This is a genomic window from Plantactinospora sonchi, assembly GCF_036422035.1.
In the GTDB taxonomy this organism is placed as follows: Bacteria; Actinomycetota; Actinomycetes; order Mycobacteriales; family Micromonosporaceae; genus Plantactinospora; species Plantactinospora sonchi.
This window is the reverse complement of sequence record NZ_JAZGQK010000010.1, coordinates 137,564-159,358: the sequence shown is the minus strand read 5'-3', so window position 1 is coordinate 159,358 and position 21,795 is coordinate 137,564. Positions and strand designations below refer to the sequence as shown.

19 protein-coding genes and 1 pseudogene are annotated in these 21,795 nt (G+C 71.2%); 11 read left to right on the top strand and 9 right to left on the bottom strand.

Translation table 11 applies throughout. The features are described from left to right. The first annotated feature begins 32 nt into the window (after positions 1-32). Together V1633_RS12815 and V1633_RS12810 are read left to right on the top strand one after the other, a co-directional pair. Entirely contained in the window at positions 33-728 is a 696-nt protein-coding gene (locus V1633_RS12815) for an alpha/beta hydrolase (protein WP_331214494.1), read from the top strand. Positions 729-927: 199 nt separating this feature from the next. After that, positions 928-2,814 carry a Xaa-Pro dipeptidyl-peptidase gene (locus tag V1633_RS12810; RefSeq protein ID WP_331214493.1) on the top strand — a complete coding sequence of 629 codons (1,887 nt, stop codon included), beginning with the start codon at positions 928-930 and terminating at the stop codon, positions 2,812-2,814. A 146-nt stretch (positions 2,815-2,960) separates the two neighbouring features. On the opposite strand, the gene V1633_RS12805 is transcribed toward V1633_RS12810, so the two are convergent. Further along, positions 2,961-3,545 (bottom strand): helix-turn-helix domain-containing protein, encoded by a 585-nt coding sequence (locus V1633_RS12805; RefSeq protein WP_331214492.1) that lies wholly within the window; start codon positions 3,543-3,545, stop codon positions 2,961-2,963. Between the two features lie 53 nt (positions 3,546-3,598). Here V1633_RS12805 and V1633_RS12800 point away from each other — a divergent pair, with 53 nt between their 5' ends. Further along, positions 3,599-4,594, top strand: a complete 996-nt coding sequence (locus V1633_RS12800) for an alpha/beta hydrolase family protein (RefSeq protein ID WP_331214491.1) — start codon at positions 3,599-3,601, stop codon at positions 4,592-4,594. Positions 4,595-4,758: 164 nt separating this feature from the next. On the opposite strand, the gene V1633_RS12795 is transcribed toward V1633_RS12800, so the two are convergent. Beyond that, the gene (locus tag V1633_RS12795) at positions 4,759-6,894 is read right to left on the bottom strand and encodes an MMPL family transporter (protein WP_331214490.1); all 2,136 of its coding nucleotides are present in this window, start codon (positions 6,892-6,894) and stop codon (positions 4,759-4,761) included. A 176-nt stretch (positions 6,895-7,070) separates the two neighbouring features. On the opposite strand from V1633_RS12795, the gene V1633_RS12790 reads away from it, so the two are divergent. Further along, positions 7,071-7,637: a TetR/AcrR family transcriptional regulator gene (locus V1633_RS12790; protein ID WP_331214489.1), complete on the top strand. Its 567-nt coding sequence runs from the start codon at positions 7,071-7,073 to the stop codon at positions 7,635-7,637. Positions 7,638-7,773: 136 nt separating this feature from the next. Here the strand turns inward: V1633_RS12790 and V1633_RS12785 are convergent, their stop codons facing one another. The 3 genes from V1633_RS12785 to V1633_RS12775 form a co-directional block, all read right to left on the bottom strand. Beyond that, on the bottom strand, positions 7,774-8,490 hold the full coding sequence (locus tag V1633_RS12785) for an NADPH-dependent F420 reductase (RefSeq protein WP_331214488.1): 717 nt from the start codon (positions 8,488-8,490) through the stop codon (positions 7,774-7,776). Between the two features lie 63 nt (positions 8,491-8,553). Further along, on the bottom strand, positions 8,554-9,585 hold the full coding sequence (locus V1633_RS12780; protein ID WP_331214487.1) for an LLM class flavin-dependent oxidoreductase: 1,032 nt from the start codon (positions 9,583-9,585) through the stop codon (positions 8,554-8,556). Beyond that, on the bottom strand, positions 9,578-10,627 hold the full coding sequence (locus V1633_RS12775) for an LLM class flavin-dependent oxidoreductase (RefSeq protein ID WP_331214486.1): 1,050 nt from the start codon (positions 10,625-10,627) through the stop codon (positions 9,578-9,580). The genes V1633_RS12780 and V1633_RS12775 overlap by 8 nt, the downstream gene beginning before the upstream one ends. 110 nt (positions 10,628-10,737) lie before the next feature. On the opposite strand from V1633_RS12775, the gene V1633_RS12770 reads away from it, so the two are divergent. The 4 genes from V1633_RS12770 (at position 10,738) to V1633_RS12755 (ending at position 12,747) form a co-directional block, all read left to right on the top strand. Continuing rightward, entirely contained in the window at positions 10,738-11,259 is a 522-nt protein-coding gene (locus V1633_RS12770) for a MarR family winged helix-turn-helix transcriptional regulator (RefSeq protein WP_331214485.1), read from the top strand. A 110-nt stretch (positions 11,260-11,369) separates the two neighbouring features. Continuing rightward, entirely contained in the window at positions 11,370-11,558 is a 189-nt protein-coding gene (locus V1633_RS12765) for a hypothetical protein (RefSeq protein ID WP_331214484.1), read from the top strand. Further along, on the top strand, positions 11,555-11,947 hold the full coding sequence (locus V1633_RS12760) for a PIN domain-containing protein (RefSeq protein ID WP_331214483.1): 393 nt from the start codon (positions 11,555-11,557) through the stop codon (positions 11,945-11,947). Before V1633_RS12765 ends, V1633_RS12760 begins: the two co-directional genes overlap by 4 nt. Before the next feature lie 326 nt (positions 11,948-12,273). Next, a complete protein-coding gene (locus V1633_RS12755) occupies positions 12,274-12,747 on the top strand; it encodes a hypothetical protein (protein ID WP_331214482.1) in 474 nt (157 codons plus the stop codon). A 104-nt stretch (positions 12,748-12,851) separates the two neighbouring features. Here the strand turns inward: V1633_RS12755 and V1633_RS12750 are convergent, their stop codons facing one another. The 3 genes from V1633_RS12750 to V1633_RS12740 are packed head-to-tail and all read right to left on the bottom strand — an operon-like array spanning position 12,852 to position 13,707. Beyond that, positions 12,852-13,130, bottom strand: a complete 279-nt coding sequence (locus V1633_RS12750; RefSeq protein WP_331214481.1) for a hypothetical protein — start codon at positions 13,128-13,130, stop codon at positions 12,852-12,854. After that, a complete protein-coding gene (locus V1633_RS12745; protein ID WP_331214480.1) occupies positions 13,127-13,450 on the bottom strand; it encodes a DivIVA domain-containing protein in 324 nt (107 codons plus the stop codon). The genes V1633_RS12750 and V1633_RS12745 overlap by 4 nt, the downstream gene beginning before the upstream one ends. Beyond that, the gene (locus V1633_RS12740) at positions 13,447-13,707 is read right to left on the bottom strand and encodes a hypothetical protein (RefSeq protein WP_331214479.1); all 261 of its coding nucleotides are present in this window, start codon (positions 13,705-13,707) and stop codon (positions 13,447-13,449) included. Before V1633_RS12740 ends, V1633_RS12745 begins: the two co-directional genes overlap by 4 nt. Before the next feature lie 320 nt (positions 13,708-14,027). On the opposite strand from V1633_RS12740, the gene V1633_RS12735 reads away from it, so the two are divergent. Continuing rightward, positions 14,028-14,273, top strand: a complete 246-nt coding sequence (locus tag V1633_RS12735; RefSeq protein WP_331214478.1) for a winged helix-turn-helix domain-containing protein — start codon at positions 14,028-14,030, stop codon at positions 14,271-14,273. Positions 14,274-15,156: 883 nt separating this feature from the next. Here the strand turns inward: V1633_RS12735 and V1633_RS12730 are convergent. After that, on the bottom strand, positions 15,157-18,177 hold the full coding sequence (locus V1633_RS12730) for an AfsR/SARP family transcriptional regulator (RefSeq protein ID WP_331214477.1): 3,021 nt from the start codon (positions 18,175-18,177) through the stop codon (positions 15,157-15,159). Positions 18,178-18,302: 125 nt separating this feature from the next. Here V1633_RS12730 and V1633_RS12725 point away from each other — a divergent pair, with 125 nt between their 5' ends. Both V1633_RS12725 and V1633_RS36960 read left to right on the top strand, forming a co-directional pair. Then, positions 18,303-20,171 carry a serine/threonine-protein kinase gene (locus V1633_RS12725; protein WP_331214476.1) on the top strand — a complete coding sequence of 623 codons (1,869 nt, stop codon included), beginning with the start codon at positions 18,303-18,305 and terminating at the stop codon, positions 20,169-20,171. Then, positions 20,168-21,496: pseudogene (locus V1633_RS36960) on the top strand (FHA domain-containing protein); the annotation flags it as partial. The gene V1633_RS12725 and the pseudogene V1633_RS36960, both read left to right, overlap by 4 nt. Positions 21,497-21,795 lie beyond the last annotated feature (299 nt).

Here is a 21,795-nt window from a genome sequence, read left to right as displayed (position 1 = left end):
CCCGTGGACCTGGTACAGGAGAAGGTAGAAGGATGACTGACGGCAACCCGGACAGGCCGGTGATCGTGCTGGTGCACGGCGCCTGGCACCGCCCCTCGACCTGGGACGCCACCCGTGCCGCACTCGCCGGACTCGGGTACGAGACCCGGATCGCCACCCTGCCGAGTGCCGGCACGGACCCCAGCCCGACCGCCTCGATGTACGACGACGCCGAGGCGATCAGGAGGGAGGTGGACGCCGTCGACGGGCCGGTGGTCGTACTCGCGCACTCGTACGGTGGCATCCCGACCGCCCAGGGACTCACCGGTGCCGACAACGTCACCCAGCTGATCTTCCTCAGCGCCTACCTGCTCGACGACGGCGAGTCGATGTACAGCCGGCACGGCATGGACGCGCCCGCCGACACCAGCGGCACCTTCCCGCTGCCCGAGAACCCGGGCCTCGCGCTCTACCACGACGTGCCCGAGGACGTGGCGACCCAGGCCGTCGCCGACCTGGTCGAGCAGAGCCTGCTGTCGTTCACCGGCACGGTGACCCGCGCCGCGTGGCACGACATCCCGTCCACCTACATCGTGAGCGAGGACGATCGGAGCATCCCGACCGCGCTCCAGGAGGTCATGGCGGCGCACGCGACCACCACCCGCCGGTGGGCCGGTGGCCACTCGGCGTTCCTGGCCGCGCCCGAGAGGTTCGCCGCGCTGGTCGACGAGATCATCCGGTCCCGCTGACCGGCCTCCAGCCACGTCGTACGGCCATCCCGCCGGCTCCGCCACCGATGCGCCAGGTCACCTGACGGATCGGTGGCGGGAACTTCTCGGCAAAGATGATCAACAAAACCGTCGATCAGACCTAGCATGTGGACAAACGGCTCCACCGGATCCACCCCCTGGCCGGCTCCGGCCACCGGTCCGATCGAAGGAGACGCCCGTGCGTCGACCCCCCTACCTGTCCCTACTCGGCGTCGGCGTGTCCGGCGCGCTGGTCCTGGGCGTGGCCCCGGGCACCGCGGCGGCCCGACCGGCCACCACCCCCACCACCCCCGGCATCGTGGTCAGTGACGGCATGACGCAGCCGGTCTTCTCGCTCGCCGACGCGATCGAGGAGCGGGTGTACGTCCAGACGTCACTCGACACCGACCACGACGGCAGCCCCGACCGGATAGCGATCGACATCTCCCGCCCCCGGGAGACCGCCACGACGGGCTTCAAGGTGCCGGTCATCTTCGAGCACAGCCCGTACCGCAAGGACACCTGGGACGACGTCCCGTACCCGAGTGTGCTGGTGGACGAGTTGCCGCAGAACGGCGTGACCGACCGCTCCGGGCAGCGTGGCGCCGACGTCACGGCCCAGCGCGCCCTGGCAAAGGCCAACCTGCCCGGCTCGCTCGACGACTACTACGTGCCCCGTGGGTACGCGGTGGTGCTCGGGCAGAGCATCGGCACCGGCGACTCGGACGGCTGCCCGACCAGCGGTGACCAGGCCGAGACGCTCGGCACCAAGGCGGTCGTCGACTGGCTGAACGGCCGGGCACGCGGCTACGACGCCAGCGGCGTCCCGGTCCGGGCCGACTGGACCACCGGCGCGGTCGGGATGACCGGTGTCTCGTACAACGGCACGCTGCCCAACCAGGTCGCCACCACCGGGGTGCGGGGGCTGAAGACGATCGTCCCGGTCGCCGCGATCAGCAGCTGGTACGACTACTACCGGGCCAACGGCCTGGTCGTCGCGCCCGGTACTTACCAGGGCGAGGATGCCGACATCCTGGCCCAGTTCACCGCCGGGCAGGTCAGGGCCGAGGGGCGCTGCGCCGACGAGATCGCCGAGATCACCGAGGAGCAGGACCGGGTCACCGGCGACTACTCGAGATTCTGGGCGGACCGGGACTACCTCGACGCCCGGAACGTGCAGGCGAGCGTGTTCGTCGTCCACGGCCTCAACGACTGGAACGTCAAGACCGAGCACTTCGCCGGCTGGTGGGACGAGCTGGCCAAGCGGCACGTGCCGCGCAAGATCTGGCTGCACCAGGGCGGGCACGGCGGGCCGGGCAACACCGCGTCGGTGACCCTGCCGGACGGGCGTACCTGGACGTACAAGCAGACCGAGAACCGCTGGTTCGACTACTGGCTGTGGAACGTCCGCAACGGCATCATGGACGAGCCGACCGCGGTGCTCCAGCGGGAGAACCGGGCGTACACCACGTACCGCAACTGGCCGGACCCGGGCGCGCGGGAGGTGGCGGTGAAGCTGGCCGCGACCGACGCCACCCAGCCGGGCACGCTCACCACCGGCCGGCAGTCGAGCCGCCGGGTCGAGCAGTCCTTTGTCGACGAGGGCCGGACGGTCCACCCGGACGACCTGGTCGCCGCCCCCGACACCGCGAGCGCGAACCGGCTCGCCTACCTGTCGCCGGCGCTGGCCGCGGACGTACGGTTCTCCGGGCGCCCGGAGATGCGGCTGCGGATGGCGATCGACAACAAGCCGGACGCGAACCTCACCGTCTACCTGGTCGACTACGGACCGGCCGGCTCGACCGCCGCGCCGTTCGTGGTGACCCGGGGCTGGATGGACCCGCAGAACCGCAAGGGCCCGTCCCGCACCGAGCCGGTCAGGCAGGGCAAGCTGTACGACTACCGGTGGACCCTGGAGCCGAAGGACTACGTCTTCCCGGCCGGTCACCGGATCGGTGTGGTCGTCTTCTCCAGCGACCAGGAGTACACGCTGCTGCCGCTGGGCGGCACCGAGCTGCGGGTCGCGCCGAACGACAGCGAGTTGCGGCTGCCGGTGGTCGGCGGTCGGGGCGCACTCGGCTTCTGACCTGTGGTCGAACCGGGGCGGTCCGCGACAGCGGGCCGCCCCGTCCGCGCGTCGCGCCCCTTCTCTCCGAAGCTGACGCCCGCAACTGTGAAACCGGCGCCGGAGACGTTCCACCAGCGCGCCGCGTACGGATGAGGGGGCGTGATTCAGTTTCCGGGACGGGGTGGGTCGGCAGCGGCCTCGTCGGCTCCGGAATCACGCGGTGGTGCTTCGACGGGAAAGTGGATCGGGCTGAGCAGGTACTGCGCACGCTCCGAGGTCGGCGGGTTGGCGAGGTGCGGCACGATCGCCTCCCGCATCCCCCTGATCAGCTCGTGCAGTTCCTCGGGGCTGAGCCAGATGGCGTGCTGCCGGTAGCCCACGAGGTCGCCCGCCGGGTCGGCCCCGTCCCGGTCGAGGTACGCGTTGAACTCTGCGACCAGGGCTGCCACCGCCGCGGCGAAGCCACGTCGGTGGTCGTCGAGCGACAGTGAGGTGAACGTGTTCATGTCGATCCCGGCCCGGTCCTGGCGGAGTCGGTAGCGGCGTTCGACCGCGCCGCGTACGCGCCGCTCCTCGGCGACTTCGAGGACGCCTCCGGCGGCGAGCAACTCGACGTGCCGGTAGACCGTGGCCTTCGAGACGTCGGGTATGCGAGCGCACAGGTCGGCCGTTGTCATCGTCCGCCCGCCCCGCATGGCGTGCACCACCCGCAGCCGTACCGGGTGTGCCAGCAGCGACAGAGCATCCATGCCGCAATGATCTCACACCATGCTACCGTTCGCACAGGTTGAGAAGAGTTGGGATGACGATGCCTGAAGACCCCGCGACCCAAGCCCAGGCCGCCGTGGCCGCCGCCTGGGCTCCACCGCCCTACGCCGAGCCGGACCACTTCACCGAGCACGAGGTCACGGTCGGGCGCGGCCCGCTCGCGGTACCCGGCACCCTGAGCGTGCCGAACCGGCAGGGCACGACCGCGGCGGGGGTGGTGCTGCTCAGCGGCGGAGGACCCTTCGATCGCGACGAGACCAGCGGTCCGAACAAGCCGCTCAAGGACCTGGCCTGGGGGCTGGCCAGTCGCGGGGTGGCGGTGCTGCGGTTCGACAAGGCGACGTTCGCCCACCGCGAGGTGGCCGGCGCACCCGATCTGACGATGTCGAAGGAGTACGTGCCCCATGCCGTCGAGGCGGTCGGCCTGCTGCGGCGGCACCCGGCGGTGGACCCGGCGAGGGTCTTCGTCCTCGGCCACAGCATGGGCGGCAAGATCGCTCCGCAGGTCGCGACCGCCGAGCCCGCGATCGCCGGCCTGGTCATCCTCGCCGGCGACACCGGGCCGATGCACCATGCCGCCATCCGTGTCGTCAGCCACCTCGCGGCCGTGGTCCCCGACCAGGTTCCGCAGTCCGCCGTCGACACCTTCACCCGGCAGGCCGCGCTGGTCGACAGTCCCTGCCTGACGCCCTCGACCCCGGCCACGGACCTGCCGTTCGGCCTGCCCGCCGCGTACTGGCTCGAACTGCGCGACTACGACCCGGTCGCGATCGCCGCCGCACTCGGCAAGCCGATGCTCATCCTCCAGGGCGGTCGCGACTACCAGGTCACCGTCGCCGACGACCTCACCCGTTGGCAGGCGGGCCTGGCCGGCCGCCCCGAGGTCACCATCCGCGTCTACGACGCCGACAACCACCTGTTCTTCCCCGGATCAGGCCCGTCCACCCCGACCGAGTACCTCCAACCTCAGCATGTGGACCCGGCCGTCGTCAGCGACATCGCCGACTGGCTGCGCCACACCCAGCCCTGAGCACTCGGACGACCGTCGGCGCCGACACGACGCTCCTCCCGGTCATCCGCGCCCGGCGGCTGGCTGCACAGGTGCGCCGCGCTCGCCGTGCCGAACCGAGTACCAGGACGCGGTCCAGGCGCGCGGGCGGATCGCGGTTGTGGGAGCCCACGATCGTCGTGTGGTCATCTCGATGCGAGTGCGTCAGCGTCCGCGCGGCGCTCGTCAACGGGTGCCTCGGTGAGGCCGATGCGGCGGTGCAGCCGGCGCAGCGGCGCCGGTGCCCACCAGTTGGCGTGCCCGGCCAGGCGCATCAGGGCGGGGAGCAGTACACCGCGGATCAGGGTCGCGTCGACAAGCACCGCAAGGGCCATGCCGATGCCGAGCTGTTGCAGGAACACGACGCGTCCGGTGGCGTACGCGGCGAAGGAGACGGCGAGGATGGCCGCGGCCGCGGTGACCAGCGGCGCGCTGCGCGCGATGCCCAGCGGCACGGATCGCACGACGTCGCCGGTGCGGTCGTACTCCTCCTTGATCCGGGCCAGCAGGAAGACCTCGTAGTCCATCGACAGCCCGTACGCGACGCAGAACATCAGGATCGGGACGCTGGGCTCGATGGAGCCGGTAGGTGTGAAGCCGAGCAACCCGGCGAAGTGGCCGTCCTGGAAGACGAAGACCAGGACACCGAACATGACCGACAGACTCAGCGTGTTGAGCACCACGGCCTTGATCGGCGCGACCACGCTGCCGGTCATAACGAACAGCACGACGAACGTGACGAGGACGATCAGCCCGGCGATGACCGGCAACCGGGCGGTCACCCCGTCGCGGTAGTCGGTCAGGTCGGCCGGATAGCCACCGACGAGGACGTCGAACGGCGCCGGGATCGCTCGGACCTCGCCGACCAGGCCGGTCGCGTCCCGCTCCAACCGGTCGCTGGACGGCACCACCGACAGCCACGTGCCGGTACCCGTCGTGGACGTGAAGCGGGTGCCGGCCGGTGCGGTGACCGGTTGGCCGTGGGCGAACGAGCCGGCCGCCGAGTCGACCCGGACCACTCCGTCGACGCGGGACAGCGCCATCGCATACGGCCCGACCGCTGCGGCGTCACTGGTGGGCGCGACGACCTGAACGGCGTCCGCCTCCTCCTGTGTGAAGCCGGCACGGATCTGGTCGTACACCTGCCGCACCGGCGCCGACTCCGGCAGAACCCGGTCGTCGGGCAGGCCGAACCGCACGCCGAGGAACGGCGAGCCGAGCAGCAGCAGCACGGCCAGGGCGGCGCCGCCCAGGAGCACCGGCCGTGCCATGACCCGGTTGGTCACGCCGTACCAGATTGAGTCCCGCACTGGCCCGCGCCGCTGCACACGGTGACCAAGCAGCGTCAGCGCCGCCGGCAAGATGACCGTCGCACCGACCACAGCGGTCAGCACGACGGCGATTCCGGCGTAAGCAAACGACCTCAGGAACGGGAACGGAAACACGAACAGCACCGCCAGCGAAGCGGCGACCGTGACGCCGCTGAATACCACGGTCCGCCCAGCGCTGCGCCGCGTCCGGGCGACCGCCTCCGACACGCCGCTGCCTGCGCCCAGCTCCTCACGGAACCGGAAGATCATGAACAGTCCGTAGTCGACACCCAGGCCGATACCCATGACCAGCGCGATGTTCGCGGCGAACGTCGAGATGTCGGTGACCAGGACCAGGCCACGCAGCAGCGCCAGGGAGCCGAGCATGGCGAACAGTCCGACGCCGAGCGTGATCAGCGCTGCGGCTATCCGCCGGTACGCCAGCCACAGCAGGAGCAGCACCAGCGGCAGGATGACCAGCTCGGCGCGCAGGAAGTCACGCCGAGCCTGCTCCATCACCTGGCGGAACAGCTCGTCGCCGCCGCCCACGGAGACGGTGACCGCCGCGTCCTGCCGGTCGAACGCCGGCGCCAGCGTGGGCAGCACGTCGCGGCGCACCTCGTTGGCGTCGCCGGGGAGCCAGGCCAGCACGAGCGCCTGCCGGCTGTCTGTGCTGCGCAGCGTCTCGGTGTTGCCGCGGCTCCAGTACGACCAGGCGTCACCGACACCGGGGTGGCCGGCCAGTTCCTCGGTGAGCGCGCGGCCGGCGGCCGCGACCTCCGGGCTGTCCACGGTGCCCTGCCGGGCGGTGACCAGCAGCGCCACGTTGGGAGCGCCGGTGTCGAACCGGTCGGCGAGGGCCGTCCGGGCGCGCATCGACTCGGATCCCGGCGCCTCGAACCGGTTCAGCGACAGCAGGTTCATGACCCCTGCGCCCAGCGCACCAGCCACCAGCGTGGCGAGCACGGCCATCGCCACGGTCCATCTCGCTCTGCGCACGGCGTGCCCCCTGCTAGATTTACGAGTCATTATTCGCGTTAGGATCGACAATACGAGCGATCGCTCGTGTTTTGCAAGGGATCCCGTATTTGCAAGGGGTACCGATGGAAGAGCGTCCTCGGCGTCGCCAGGCACGCGGTGAGCGGCGGATGGCAGAGATCCTCGACGCCGCGGCCGGCGTCTTCGCCGATGTCGGGTACGAACGGGCGACCACGAACGCGATCGCCGCCGCGGCCGGCATCTCGCCAGGCTCGCTCTACCAGTTCTTCCCGAACAAGGAGGCGATCACCGAGGCGCTCGCCGACCGGTTCGTCAGCCAGATGCGCGACGCCCACGAGAACGCCTTCACCGGCGTGAACTTCGCCCGGATCGGACTCGACGAACTGCTGGACCGGGTGGTCGACCCGATCCTCAGATTCAACACTGCCAACCCCGGCTTCAAGGCGATCTTCGCTCGACCCGACATGCCGACCGGGCTGACCACCGCCGCACAGTCGATCCAGGCCGCGTTGCTGGGCCGGGTCGAGGCGATCCTCGCCGCCCGCGCACCGGGGCAGCCCGCTGCCGAGCGCAGCCGCAGCGCCCGAGTGGCGATCCAGATCTTTCAGGCGATGGTGCCGCTGGTCGTGGCAGCCGATGACGCCGAGCGGCCGGCGGTGACCGTGGAGCTGAAGAAGGTGCTCCGCGGGTACCTCGAACCGATCATCGGCCGATGACCCCGGCCCGGAACGTCAACCGGCCACCTGAACCGGAGGCGTCTTCGCGCCTCGCCGGGCGGAGACACGTCCTGGGCGCCCGGCCCGACCGTGACCGTCCCTGTCATGGTCGGGCCAGGCGTGGTGTCCCTGGTCGCTAGAGAGCGTCCTGCCCGGTCCCGGCCCGCGCGGCGGCGATGACCCGGCCACGCTCCGACTCTGGGAAGCGGTCGAGCATGGCACGCAGTTCGTCAGCGTCCACGTTGGCACCGAACGCCTCGCTGCCCGGTTCGAGCCGCACGCCCTCGGCGAGCGGGCCGGCGACGACCGGGTCGAAGCCGAGCGCGTCGACCAGGGTCGCGACGGTGTCGAGGTCGGCCGGATCGTCGCCGGCGATCGCGATCGCCTTGCGGCCAGCCGTTCCCGCTGGTCGCGCCTCGCCCTCAAGGTCGTGGTACCCCATGTGGTTGAACGCCTTGACGACCCGGGAACCGGTCAGGAACGTCTGGACGGTCTCGCTCGACGACGTACGCGGGTTGGTGAGGTCGTCGCGGATGCCGTCGACCTCCCACCAGTAGTTCATCGCGTCGACGACCAGCTTGCCGCGCATCGCCTCGGCGGGGACGTTGCGGTACTTGCTCAACGGGAGGGCGAGGAGGACGAGGTCGGCGCCGGCCGCGGCGTCCAGCGCGGTCGTGGCGACCGCTCCGGGCGTGAGCACCTCGATGGTGAGGGCGATCCTCGCCGGGTCGCCGGAGCCGGCGACGAGCACCCGGTAGCCGGCGGCGAGGGCCAGCCGGGCGAGCACCGTACCCACCTTGCCGGCGCCGAGGATGCCGATGGTCTGCGGCCTCTCGGGGGCGTTGTCGTCCATGTCTTCCTTCCGGGTGTCGCGGTGCCGTCCGTCGGCCTGTCAGCTGGCCGTCCCGCTGGCCGTTCAGCTGGCAAGGATGTCACGGACCAGGGGGATCACCCTGGTGCCGTACAGTTCCACGGCCCGCATCCGGGCGCTCACCGGCTGCGCCCCGGCGGTGTAGATGAGATCGAACCGGCCGACGCCGAGGCTGCGGACCGCGCGGGCGATCCGGCGTGCCACCGTCTCCGGCGAACCGATGTAGAGGGAACCCTGCCGCACCTCGGAGTCGAACTCCTCGCGGCGGATCGGCGGCCACCCTCGCAGCGCGCCGATCCGGTCCCGCATAACCCGGTAGTACGGCCAGTACACCTCCCTCGCCTCCTCGTCGGTGTCGGCGACGAAGCCCGGCGAGTGCATCCCGACCGGATGGGCGGTCGTCCCGAGCTGCTCGGTCGCCCGCCGGTAGAGGTCGATGTACGGCGCGAAACGCTCGGGGGCACCGCCGATGATGGCGAGCATGAGCGGGAGGCCGTAGCGGGCGGTCCGCACGACCGACTGCGGCGAACCGCCGACGCCCACCCAGGTGGTGAGGCGCCCCGATTCCGTCTTCGGGAACACGTCGGCCTGTTCGAGCGGGGCACGCTTGGTGCCGCTCCAGGTGACCGGCTTCTCCTCCAACAGTTTCACGAACAGTTCGATCTTCTCTTCGAACAGTACGTCGTAGTCGCGCAGGTCGTAACCGAACAGGGGAAAGGACTCGGTGAACGAGCCACGGCCGAGGATGACCTCGGCCCGGCCGTGCGACAGCGCGTCCACGGTGGCGAAGCGCTGGAACACCCGGACGGGGTCGTCCGAACTCAGCACGGTGACCCCTGAGGCGAGACGGATCCGTGAGGTACGCGTGGCGATCCCGGCCAGTACGGTCTCCGGGGTCGACACCGAGTACTCCGGTCGATGGTGTTCGCCGAGGGCGATGACGTCGACGCCGAGTTCGTCGGCGAGTACCGCCTCGTCGACGACCTGCCGGATCGCCGCGGCGTGGGAGACGGGCCTGCCGGAGTCGTCCTCCGGCACGTCGCCGAAGGTGTCGAGGCCGAACACGAGATCAGACATGGGTGGGCTCCTTCGCGAGCAGTTCCCGGACCCGCGGCGCGACCTCACTGCCGAGCAGCTCGATGCTGCGGGCGCGTGCCTCGCGAGGCAGGTGCATGATGTCGTACTTGAGATCGAAGCGGCTCAGCCGCAGGTCGCGGGCGGTTTTCGCGATCTTCCGTGCCACCGTCTCGGGGGATCCGACAAACAGTGCGCCCTGGTCGAGTTCAACCTCGTAGCGGGCGCGGTCCGGCTTGTAGAAGCCGCGTTCCTCGGCCAGCGCCGCGACGACCGGCTGCCAGTACCGCCACCAGGTCTCGACGGCCTCCTCGTCGGTGTCGGCGACGAGGCCGAGCGAGTGCTGACCGACCGGCTGGACGGGGTGCCCGGACTGTTCGAGCGCCCGGAGGTAGAGCTCGACGTGGCCGGCGAACCGTTGGGGGCGACCGCCGATGATCGCGAGCATCAGCGGTAGTCCGTAGCGGGCGGCCCGGACCACCGAGTGCGGGCTCCCGCCGACGCCGATCCAGGTCGGGATGCCGCCGGTGCGCATCCGTGGATGCAGTCGCTGGGCGACCAGCGGTGTCCGTACGGTTCCGGACCAGGTGACCTCTTCGTCCCGCTGCAGTCGGACGAAGAGGTCGAGCTTCTCCTCGAACAACCGCTCGTAGTCGGTGAGGTCGTAACCGAACAGCGGGAACGATTCGGTCGCCGAGGCACGGCCGAGGACGATCTGGGCGCGGCCGTTCGAGACCGCGTCGAGGGTGGAGAACTCGTGGTAGAGCCGTACCGGGTCGTTGGTGCTGAGCACCGTGACCGAGGTGCCGAGGCGGATCCGTTCGGTCGCGGTGGCGATCGCCGCGAGCAGTACGGGTGTCGCCGAGTCGTTGTGGCCCTCCCGGTAGTGCTCGCCCACACTGAACACGTCGAGTCCGACCGACTCCGCGAGCCGCGCCTCGTCGACGAGCAGCCGTACGGTCTCGGCGTCGCTCAGGATCCGGCCGCCGTCGGTGGCCACCTCCCCGAACGAGTTGAGCCCCAGTTCGAAGCGTTCCGCTGTCACCGTCTCCTCCTGACCTGCTCCCCCAGCCGGCGGCCCTGGACCGGAACCCCGAGTGGTTGACGCGTCAACAATGCTAGCCTGGGAATTGACATGTCAATCAGGGGGAGCAGATGACGAACGCCACACCCGGCCGGAGAGGCCGCCAGCTTCCGACGGCGGAGCAGCTCCGGATCTGGCGAGACTTCATCGAGACCACGGAGGCGCTCCGGTCCCGGCTCGCGTCACGCCTGCAGACCGAGTCCGCGCTCTCGCCGGGCGACTACGCCGTACTGCTCGCCCTCAGCGAGGCGCAGGACCGGCGGATGCGCTCCTCCGCACTCGCGACACAGATCGGCTGGGAACGGAGCCGGCTCTCCCACCACCTCGGGCGGATGGAGCGGCGCGGACTCATCCGCCGCGAGGAGTGCGTCACCGATACCCGAGGGGCGGAGGTGCTGCTCACGCCGGCCGGCGACGAGGCGTTCCGCCGCTCTACGGTCCCGCACCTGCGCGCGATCCGCGAACTCTTCGTCGACGCGCTCACACCCGAGCAGCTCCGCGCGGCGGGCGAGATCGCGGTGGCGTTCCGCGACCACCTCGATCCCAAGCAGGAGGGCGGACCAGCGGGAAATTCAGGGACAACCGGCGCCTGACGAGCGACGCCATATCGCGGTATGGTACTTGTATGGCCAGCAAGAAGGTAACGATCACGCTAGACGAGTCCCTGGTCAAGGCTATGTCTGACGCCGCCAAGGAGGAGGGTGTGCCACTCTCCCGCCTCGTCGCCAGTGCGGCCGAGCGTGAGCTGCGCCTGCGGGCCGGCCGGGCGGTGGTTCAGGAGTGGCAGGCCGAGCACGGCGCCTTCACCCCGGAGGAGCTGGCCTCGGCGCGTGCCGAGATGGCCGCCGCCGACGCGGAGTACCTGGGCGGCACGGAGACCTCGGCCGCGTGAACATCCCCTACCTGTACGACGCTGGCGCGCTGATCGCCATCGACAACAACGACCGACGCATGTGGGCCCGGCACAGCCTCGCCCTTGAGGAAGGCCGGGACATCCACGTCCCCTCCGTCGTCGTGAGCCAGCCCTGGCGGGACTCCCGACGGCAGGTCCTGCTTGGCAAATTCCTCACCGGCTGCCAGGTCGAACCCGTGGGGCTCGAAGTCGCCAAGGCTGCCGGCATCCTCTGCGGCAAGGCTGGGACAGCCGACATCGTGGACGCCACCGTCGTCGTCATGGCGGCAAGTCGCGGCGCAATCATCTGGACCTCCGACCCGCACGACATCCGCGTCCTCATCGACGCCCAGGACATCAAACCCGCCCCGGTCATCCGTACCGTCTGACGCCGAGACCGCGGCGTTCAGGTTCGAGATGCGGACTGGGCTTTCACGGCAGGCCGGTCGTCGGACGGAGGCGTTGGGCTCGCCGAGTCGGGCGCGGATCATTCGCTTGGGGCACCAGCGGCGCCACCGATCGGCCGACAACAACCTGTTAACCATCCACCTCACCATCCGAGGCGACGCTTAGGAAGTTCGGCCACCCGGCGCGGCATGTTCTCCGGCTCCCGCCCCCCGGAGGGGGAGGGGACCACCAGGCCAGCCGCGAGGCATCGCCGTGATCGATGTGTGCATGACGTCGGGGTATGGCATTGATTCGACAGAGGAGTGTCATGAGGAAACGTGTTCTGCTGCTGCTCGGCGCGGCCGTGACCGCCCTGAGCCTCACCGGTGAGGCGGCTCCCGCAGCCGCGAAGCCCGCGCCCGCCCCGGGCGCCCCGATCGTCCGGGTGACCGAAGAGGCCGCCCCGCCCAACGCCGGGCCGAACGCGTCCTGCCCGATCGTCGCGCACGGCTACAGCGGCGCCTACATGTGCGGTACCCGGGTCATCCTGGTCGACTGGTACGGCGACGGCAGGCGGCTGGAGACGTTTGTCGTCTCGCCCGTTCGCACCATCTGGCACGCCTGGCCGGGCAGTGGCGGCTGGCACGAAATGCCGGGCAGAAAGACGGGCGACAACATGGGGGACGCCTGGTGGAGCGGCACCGCCACCCGGAACATCTCGGTCTGGGCCAACCACCCGACCGGTTACTGGTGCATCAGTGACCCGGGTTCCGGCTGGACCGGAGTGTGGCGGGACTGCTGAGCCCGGCCTGACAGCGTCAGCGACGCAGTCTGAGCGGGGGAACACTGCCGCACCTCGCCGGGTGGATCCCGGCAGCCGACCCGGACCGACCGTGACAGGGACGGTCACGGTCGGTCCGGGTCGTGGCGTTCCTGCCTGTCCCGACAGGCGCCGGGATGGCGGGCGGGCCGGCGACAACGGCGTCCGCCGGGTCCGTCGAGCCGGGCGTCACACCAAATCCGGGTACGTCGTCCCTGGTCATCCTCAGGCGACAGGGTCACCTCCCCGAAGTCGAGTACGTCAACATGGGCGAGCGACTCACGCAGCGCGGCGACCAGGCCGACGGCGGCGACGTACGAGGTCAGCGTGGTCGGCAGATGGATCACCCAGCGTGGTCCGGTCACCAGTGACCGCCGTTGCGTCGCTCCTGGCCCCGATGGTGCCGCCCGTCATCCGACCGCTGCTCCGGCGGCCGGTCCGGGTGCGGCGGTTCGGTACGGCGGCAACCGCCGTGCCGGGACTGCCACTGTCGTAGCCCCTGGCGGATGCGTTCCGCCTCCGTCCTGGCCGTCGCCACCTCCCGGTGCAGCCGGTCCATCTCGTCGGCGACCCGCCGCAGGAAGGCGTACACCTGATCCGGGTCGAGGCCGCGCCAGCGACGTACGCCGAACGTCACGGCCCGGACCAGGTGCGGACCGAGCCGATCCCCCGCCCGGTAGATCACGACCGCACCTTCGACGCCTCGAACGCCGCCGCCATCTCGGCTATCTGCTCCCCGGACAGGCCCCGGTCGGTCAGCACCCGCAGACCCCAACGGTGCAGACGACACGGATGCGGCGCCCGGTCGTTGCGACACACCGCCCCGCCCGGCCACTGCTCGGCGGCGTGCACCGCCACCGCCCGCAACGCGAAGCACACATCCTCCGCCGTCGTGTACGCCGGCAACGTCAGCTCGCCCAACACCTCGTCGATCCGCTTCACGGCCTCCCCTGTCGTCTGGTCGATTGGTGGAGTGGCGCCGAGGCGGGCGGGGACGGTCGGTACGACCGCGCGCCCGTACCGACCGGAGCACCAGCACCCGCCTCGGGCCTGTTTTGGTGCCGGAGCAGCGCACTCCGCCGGTCCGTTCGGGTCGGACGAGGTGACAGGTGCGCTGCTCCGATCGAGGAAGCACCGCAGTGCCTAGCTGGGCGTCTCCTCACCGCCACACCTTATCGACATTGTTGGTAAAGTCAACGTTGCCCTTGAAGTACTCCCAGCAACCGTGATCAGATGTGTGGGCCTAGCTGGGAGTCCTTCGCATGCCCACACCACGGAAGTTCGAGCCGCACTACCGCCGGATCATCGCCGACATCCGGCAGCGCATCGCCTCTGGCGAGTGGCCGCCGGGACACAAGCTGCCGTCCACCAAGGCCCTCGCCGAGATGTACCAGGTCCGTAGCTCATCCACGGTGCGCTCTGCCGTCACCATCCTGCTCGAAACCGGCGAGCTGTACGGCCACCAAGGACTCGGCGTCTTCGTCGCCGACGAGCCGGCGACGAGGTAGGTCAGGGATGACGAGACGTCCGAGACACCTCTCGTCGCCGGGATCCGGAGTCGTTTGTTCGGGTGGCAGACGAAGATCGATCGAGCGTTTGGCGTAACAGATTGGTACAACCACCCCGTAAACATCACCACTATCGGGAGTTCGATGACAGCCTCCCCGGAAGACTCTTTTCGGGCCTGGCATCAGGCAATGCACCGACTGACCGAAGGACAGGAGAACGCACGCGCCTGGCGTCAGGTCCGTTACCGGTTCGCCCACCGTTTGGGCGAGGCGCTGGTGGGAGCCTCTGAAGCTCAGGCGCCGCTGAGGGGTCCCGCGCTGTACGGGGTATGGCTACCCTCCGGCCTCATCTACGTGGGTCAGACGCTCGATGCACAGCGACGGCTCCGCGACCTCCCGATCGGGGAAAGTCACCATCTCGCGAGTACATTCCCGCCCGAGATCTGGCACCAGGTACTTGTTGTGAAGTGGCCCGACCTGCCCGAGGTCACCACGCTTCCTATAGACATGCCGCAAAAAACTGCTGGTCTTGCCCTTGAGTACCGACTGCAGAGCTGGCTCCGGCCGCTAGCCAACTCGGCACGTCGGACGTCCCACGGAGAATGGCGAGACACCATCTGGGAGACAAGCAAGTCGGAAGGCGCCAGGCATGCACATGAAGTGGATGAGCTCTTCGAGGCAGTCCAACGACTCTGGCTGGAGGCGTCCGTTCCGGATAAGGACGGATCAGCAGGTCCGGCTTGGCGACGGGTGCTGCCGGCATCCTTCCTACCAACCTGGCTCGGCGGCCGGTAAGTGCAGGTGCCGCGGAACACATCGCCCCCGCACACCTCCGGAGCGTTCCGTGGCCGGGGTCGCGCTTCCAGTAGGTTGCCAATAGAGGTCATTCGCTGGCGGGGCTGCCCTTCGCGGCCAGGTAGCACGGCGGAAGTTGCAGGGCAGCCTCGTCCAATCCCAACTCGTCGAGGATCGACCGTCGCTCCGCGCGGTACGTCCCAGCAGCGTCGTCGTCGCCGAGCGCCGTACCCACCCGCTCCAGTCGGGCCAGTACCCGAATCACCTGGTGTCTCGACCCGATTCCCCGCCACAACTCCAGTGCCCGGCGCAGGGACGTACCGGCGTCCGCCCACCGGCCCTCGGCGGCGGCCAGGTCGCCGATCGCCCGCAGCGTCTCGGCGAGCCCGTCGCTGTGCCCGATCGCCTCGTGCCCGGTCAGCGCCCGTTCCAGGAGCCGCGTCGCCTCCGGCAGCCGGCCCGCCCGGATCTCCACGTCCGCGAGCGCCTGCTCGACGTACGCCGTACCGAGGTCGTCGCCCATCTGGGCGCTGACCGCCATCGCCTCGGTCAGCGCCTCCCGGGCGGGCACGAGTTCGCCGACGTCGGTCAACGCCAGCCCGTAGTGGTAACGGTGCATCGCGGTCCGCAGCGGGTGGGCCGGATCGTCACCGACGCTCAGCGCCTCCGCCAGCAGCGGCACCGCCCGCTCCGGCTCCCCCGCCTCCCAGTGCACGAAACCGAGCGTGCCCAGGGTGTTCCGCAGCAGTTGACCGGGCAGCTCCGGGTGCCGGGCCGCCTCCACCGCCTGCGCCATCCAGTCGTACGCCTGCCGGGGCTGCCCGGTCCGCAGCGCCGCCACACCGGCGTTGCCGAACGCGTGTACCAGCAGTTCCGGATTGTCGACCTGGCGGGTGAGGGCGAGCTGGTCCGCCGCGATGGCCGGCAGTGCGGCGTACCGGTCCCGGCCGAGGCAGGCGGCGAACAGTTCGCCGAGCAGTCGCCCCCGCAGCAGCGGATCCGCCGTCTCGTCCGGCAGCCCGGCCAGCACCAGCCTCAGGGTGTGCTCCCAGTCGGCGGCATAGGACCTGATCCGCAGGAAGCCGGAGACCGCCAACGCCAGCCGGCCGGCGAGATCGGGCAGGTCGGCCCGGACCGCCTGGTCGACCGCCGCGAGCAGGCCGGCGCGTTCGGTCTCGAACCAGGCGCGCGGGTCGACGCGCAACGCCCGCTGGCCGTCGCCCGACGGCGGCGACGCCTCCGGCGGCTCCGGTGTCGCGAGCCGCTGGTCCGCCTCGCCGGCCAGGGCGAGCCAGCCGCTCAGCAGCCGCTCCACCGCCGCTCCCCGCTCCGCCGGCTGGTCGTCCACGGTGTTCCGCTCGCGGGCGTACTCGGCGACCAGGTCGTGCAGCCGGTAGCGCTGCTGCCCCACCGCGTCCCGCCCCAGCGGCTCGACCAGGTGTACGTCGGCGAGCTGGTGCAGCAGCATGCGGGCCGGCCCGTCGGCGCGGTCGAGCAGCGCCGAGGCGACCCACTGCGGCCAGTCGGCGGTGCCGAACGAGCCGAGCCGCCGCAGCAGGCGTCGCGCCTCGTCCGAGAGTGCCCGGTAGCTCAGCGACAGGCTGGCCCGTACGTCGAGGTCGCCGACGGCCAGCTCGTCGAGTCTGCCCCGTTCCGCAGCCAACCGTCGGCGCAGCTCCTCGACGGCCTCCTCGGGGCGTACCGCGAGACGGGCGGCGGCGACGCAGACCGCGAGCGGCAGTCCGCCGCAGAGCCGTACGACCTCCCGGGCCGCCTCCGGCTCCGCGTCGATGCGTACCTCGCCGGCCCGGTCGGCGAGCAGCCGGAGCGCGTCCGAGGCGGACAGCGCGGGCACCGGTACGCGTACCGCGTCGAGCATCGCGGCGAGCTGCCGCCGCGAGGTCACCAGCGCGCCGCCGCCAGGTGCGCCGGGCAGCAGCGGCCGGATCTGGGTCTCGTCGACGGCGTCGTCCAGGACCACCAGCATCCGGCCCCGGGCCAGGTGGCTGCGGTAGAGCGTGACCCGCTCCTCCGGGTCGTCCGGGATGTCACCGCCGGCGACCCCGAGCGCGCGCAGGAATCGTTCGACGATCTGGTACGGGTCACCCGGCGGATCGTGGCTGCCCCGCAGGTCGGCGTAGAGCTGCCCGTCCGGGAAGACGGTGCTCAGCCGGTGCCCGGCCGCCAGCGCCAGTCCACTCTTGCCGACCCCGCCCGGCCCGACCAGCAGCAGCACCGGGACGGAGGTCGACCCGGCGCCGGACATCCGACCGAGGATCCGCTCGACCAGCGTCTCCCGGCCGGTCAGCCTCGGCGCCGGCGGTAGCTGCCTGGGCACCGGCCGGGTCGCCTGGACCGGGGCCGCTCCGGTCACCGACTCCTCGCCGAGCAGGATCCGCTGCTGGGTGGCGCGCAGCAGCGGCCCTGGTTCGAGTCCCAGCCCGTCGGCGAACCGCCGGTACGCCTGCCGGTAGACACCGAGCGCGTCGCCGCGCCGTCCCAGCCCGGCCAGCGCCAGCATCTGCCGGCAGTAGAGCCGTTCCGCGTACGGGTCGTCGGCGAGCAGCAGCTCGACCTCGCGCAGTACCGTGCCGTGGTCGCCGAGACCGAGCAGGGCGTCGAGCCGCGCCTCGACGGCGGCGAGCCGTTCCCGGTGCAGGGCGTCGCGCAGCCGTCCGCTGTGTACGCCGACGACGTCGGCCAACGCCGGGCCGCGCCAGAGCGCCAACGCCTGGTCCAACAGCGCCACCGCCGCGGTGTGGTCGCCAGCCTCGGCGGCGACGCGTCCCCGGTCGGCGAGACCACGGAATTCGTTCAGATCCAGCCGGTGGGCGCGCAGCCGGAGGACGTACCCGGTGGGTCTGGTCTCGATCAGGCCGGGGTCCACGTCCCGGAACCGGGCGCGCAGGGCGCTGATCAGGTTGTGCAGCTGCGCCCGGGCGGAGCCGGGTGGACGCTGCCACAGCCGGTCGACCAGTGTCTCGGCCGGCACCAGTCGGTCGCCGTCGAGCAGCAGACCGGCCAGCACCAGCCGTTCCCGACCGCTGCCGCCGGGCAGCAACCGTCCGTCGTGTCGTACCTCGACCGGCCCCAGGATCCCGAATTCCACCGGCCATTGATACCGCATGTCGGGGTTTGGTCCACGCTCTCACAACTCTCTAACAACCAGCGGATCCGCGCCGGAAAGATCCGTTAGCGTGGCGCCGGACCGGGTCCGAGGGCGGGAGAGAACGGGTGAGCAGGGTGTCGATCGAACAGGGCCCGAGCTATGTCGGCCCGGCGGACGCCCCGGACCGGTACGAGCTGGTGGAGCGCCGCGCGGCCGGCGGTGAGGGCGAGGTCTGGCTGGCGCGGGAGCGGCACGGCGCCGACTCGTTCTCGTACGCCGTCAAACTGATCCGGCTCGACGACGACTCCGCCGCCGACCGGCAGCTGGAGCAGCTTCGGCTGCACGCCGCACTGCTCACCCACCTGGAACATCCGGCACTGGTCAAGGTGCGGGAGGTTTTTGTCGGCGCGCCCCCGCATCCGGCCCTGGCACAGGCGGACCCCACGACAGCCCGGCGGCTCTACTTCGTGATGAAGTGGATCGAGGGTCCGAGCCTGCAGACCGCCCTGGAACGGGGCGAGATACGCGGGCTCGACATCCTGGCACCGCTGCTCCAGGTCGCGGAGGCGATCGACCACCTGCACAGCGGACGGGACACCAACGGCGCGGTGGTGCTGCACCGCGACATCAAACCGGCGAACATCCTGCTCACCGCCGACGGGCGCGGATACCTGGTCGACTTCGGCCTGGTCCGGCTCCGCAGCACCGACCGTACGTCGCGGATCTTCGGCACCGCCCCGTTCATGGCGCCGGAGTCACTGGCCCGGGGCGAGTACACCCCGGCCACCGACCGGTACGCCCTCGGCGCGACCGTCTACTACGCGGTCACCGGGGAGGCGCCGGTGCAACGTGGTCCGGAGGAGCTGATCCAGCGTCTGACCGCCGCGCTCGGGCCCGGCCACGACCGGCAGGTACACGGCATCGTGTCGATGCTCGCCACCCTGCCGGAGGCGCGACCGGCCAGCGCCGCCGCCTGGATCCGGGCACTGCGTACCGCACCGCCGGAGACCTCGGTGGGCGCCGACCCGCCGGCCGCGCCGGCTCCCGGAGCGACACCGCTCAGCTATCCGATGCCGACCACCCAGGCTCCCGGTACCACACCGGTCGGCTTTCCGATGCCGCCCGGCTCGACCGGCGGGACCCGGCCGACGTCGGCACCCCCACACGGATATCCGATGCCACCGGCCTCGACCAGCGGCACCCGCCCGAACTCGACACCACCGTCCGGCTACCCGATGCCGCCGGGCAGCCCGGGCGGTCCGCGGCTCTCCCCGGCCGCCGACGGCTTTCTCAACCCCGCACGACCGAAGAAGGGCAACCGGAAGGCGCTGCTGATCGTCACCAGCGCGGTGCTGCTCACCGTCGCCGCCTGCTGCTTCGGGATCTACCAGGCCGGCCCGGACGGGACCCTGCTCCAGACCGGGACCGGCTCCGGCGCCAGCCCCACCCGGACGTACGACCGGAGCAAGCCGCCGCCGGAGGTGACCGCGCTGCGTCCGGCGCTGCTCACCGCCGCCGACGTCAGCGCCGCGATGACGGTGGACCGCGACGTCGTCCGCCCCCGCAACGACAACAACCTGCTCCTGCAGGGCGGGCTGTCCGCGCTGAGCCTGTGCAACGACGGAAAGGCCCCCGGAAACGCGATCGGCGCCAGCGAGACGAACGGCTTCAACGTCAACACCGGCAGCTACCCGAACGTGGCCTCGGCGGTCGCGGGCTTCTACGGTGACGAGGCGGACGCCTACCTCGACGCCGTCCGGGAGGCCGCCGCCAGGTGCGACGATTGGTCCGAGCTACGGGTACCGAAGCTCGGCGACGAGGCGTTCGGCATCTTCGACACCGGACGGCTGTTCGAGTTCGAACTCGCCCTCATCTTCGTCCGACGCGGACAGGTGATTGTCGAGATCGCGGTGGAGGGGAACGGCGGCTACCAGTCCGACGCGATCCAGCTCGCCACCACGGCGGCCAGGCGGATTCCCAAGGGTGGGGCATGACCGACGCGGCCCTGCTGATCGGCACCCCGGACGGCGAGCGGCGGATCACCCCGCAGGAGGTGGTCGTCCGGATCGGCCGGGATCCGCTGTGCCGGATCGTCGTCGACGACCCACGGGTCTCCCGGGAGCACCTGGAGCTGCGTTACCACGCCGGCCGGTGGCGGCTGCGCGACCTGGGCAGCCGGCACGGCACGTGGACGCCGACCGGTCGGGTCTCCGAACTGGAACTGGGGCGGCCGGTGGAGATCCGGCTCGGCGGTGCCGACGGGCCACGGCTCACCCTGCGTCCGGCGGCCACGCCGGCACCGGCACCCTCGCCGCCCCTCGCGCCGGCACCATCGCCGTCGTTCGCGCCGGCACCTGCGACGATGGCCGCCCCGACCGCCGCGTCGAGCCCGGGACCGGGCCTCACGGGTACGTCGGACGGCGCCCCCACCGGGCGGCGGTTCGAGGCGGGACGGCTGCCGTCGGCGACGTACCGGGCGGCGTCGCGTACCCGGATCGGCCGCGCCCCGGACAACAACATCGTCCTGGCCGACCTGCTGGTGTCGCGCCACCACGCGGAACTGCGCCGCACCCCGGCCGGCCTGAGCGTGGTCGACCTCGGCACCCGCAACGGCACGTACGTCAACGGGCAGCGGGTCGACGAGGCCGTTCTGCAGCCCGGCGACCTGCTGTCGTTCGGCCGGCACCAGTTCGTCGTCGACGCCGACGAGCTGCGCGAGTACGTCGACACCGGGCGGGTCTCCCTGCACGCCGACCGGCTCGGTGTGGTCGTGGCCGGGGGCCGACGACTGCTCGACGACGTCAGCTTCGCACTCGACGAGTGCAGTCTGCTCGCCGTGATGGGTCCGAGCGGGGCGGGCAAATCGACTCTGCTGGCCGCGTTGACCGGATACCGTCCGGCGACCGGAGGCACCGTCACCTACCAGGGACGCGACCTGTACGCCGAGTACGACGAGCTGCGGCACCGGATCGGGCTGGTGCCGCAGGACGACATCCTGCACTCGGCGCTGACCGTACGCCGGGCCCTGCGGTACGCCGCCGAGCTGCGGTTCGGCCCCGACGTGACGCGTGCCGAACGGGAGCGGCGGATCGACGAGGTGCTCGGCCAGCTCGGCCTGACCGGCCAGGCGGACCAGCGGATCGACACGCTCTCCGGCGGCCAGCGGAAACGTACCTCGGTCGCGCTGGAACTGCTCACCGAACCGTCACTGCTCTTCCTCGACGAGCCCACCTCCGGACTCGACCCGGCGTTGGACCGGGACGTGATGACAAGTCTGCGGGAACTCGCCGACCGGGGTCGTACCGTCGTGGTGATCACCCACAGTCCGCTGCACCTGGGCGTCTGTGACCAGGTGCTGGTGCTCGGCCGGGGCGGTCGGCTCGCCTACGTCGGGCCTCCGGACGAACTGTTGGGGTTCTTCGGCGCCGACGGGTACGCCGACGTGTTCCAGCGGGTCGCCGACGACCCCGAGGGCTGGGCCGCCCGGTACGCGGCCACCCGGCCACCCCGTTCCGCCGCCGTGGGGGCCCGCCGGCGCCCCGCCCCCCCGCCCCCCCGGGCCCCCCCCCGGCCCGCCCGGGCGGCCCCCCCCCGCCCCCCCCCCCCGCGACCCCCCGC

What these genes read in the sequence shown, in the direction of transcription:
- V1633_RS12795 (WP_331214490.1), bottom strand. Translation starts at nt 6,894, where the DNA reads ATGGCCGTGCTCGCCACGCTGGTGGCTGGTGCGCTGGGCGCAGGGGTC.
- V1633_RS12815 (WP_331214494.1), top strand. Translation starts at nt 33, where the DNA reads ATGACTGACGGCAACCCGGACAGGCCGGTGATCGTGCTGGTGCACGGC.
- V1633_RS12755 (WP_331214482.1), top strand. Translation starts at nt 12,274, where the DNA reads ATGAGGAAACGTGTTCTGCTGCTGCTCGGCGCGGCCGTGACCGCCCTG.
- V1633_RS12785 (WP_331214488.1), bottom strand. Translation starts at nt 8,490, where the DNA reads ATGGACGACAACGCCCCCGAGAGGCCGCAGACCATCGGCATCCTCGGC.
- V1633_RS12800 (WP_331214491.1), top strand. Translation starts at nt 3,599, where the DNA reads ATGACGATGCCTGAAGACCCCGCGACCCAAGCCCAGGCCGCCGTGGCC.
- V1633_RS12735 (WP_331214478.1), top strand. Translation starts at nt 14,028, where the DNA reads ATGCCCACACCACGGAAGTTCGAGCCGCACTACCGCCGGATCATCGCC.
- V1633_RS12790 (WP_331214489.1), top strand. Translation starts at nt 7,071, where the DNA reads ATGGCAGAGATCCTCGACGCCGCGGCCGGCGTCTTCGCCGATGTCGGG.
- V1633_RS12780 (WP_331214487.1), bottom strand. Translation starts at nt 9,585, where the DNA reads ATGTCTGATCTCGTGTTCGGCCTCGACACCTTCGGCGACGTGCCGGAG.
- V1633_RS12805 (WP_331214492.1), bottom strand. Translation starts at nt 3,545, where the DNA reads ATGGATGCTCTGTCGCTGCTGGCACACCCGGTACGGCTGCGGGTGGTG.
- V1633_RS12770 (WP_331214485.1), top strand. Translation starts at nt 10,738, where the DNA reads ATGACGAACGCCACACCCGGCCGGAGAGGCCGCCAGCTTCCGACGGCG.